Origin of the sequence: Mesorhizobium sp. M1A.T.Ca.IN.004.03.1.1 (assembly GCF_003997555.1) — a bacterium.
Lineage (GTDB): Bacteria > Pseudomonadota > Alphaproteobacteria > Rhizobiales > Rhizobiaceae > Mesorhizobium.
Map to the genome: position 1 here is coordinate 1 of NZ_RZTV01000312.1, position 273 is coordinate 273.

The following is a 273-nucleotide window of genomic DNA, read 5'->3' on the forward strand; positions in this document are numbered from 1 at the left end:
GTTAGCCGCCTCGATGATCACGCTTCTCGTATCGTCGTCGCAGCGGACTTGCGGTCGTCCTCGCGGTCTCTTCTCGATTTCGTGATTTTGGACCATGACTATTTTCCAAATTCTTGTTGACACCGATTTTATAGAGCATATTTTGGAAAACAACAAGTTTCCAAAAGTGGAACTGACGTGAATTTAGAGGCCGCAGCCGGTAGCGACAGCGACCAGTAATAGGAGAAAGGCAATGTCCATTAGTACGCTGCAGGCCCTGAGCAACAACGCGCC

The 273-nt window shown here is 49.5% G+C and carries 1 pseudogene; it reads right to left on the bottom strand.

Going from position 1 to position 273, the window contains the following annotated elements:
- Nucleotides 1-123: pseudogene (locus EOD29_RS31805) on the bottom strand (TetR family transcriptional regulator); the annotation flags it as partial.
- Nucleotides 124-273: the final 150 nt, after the last annotated feature.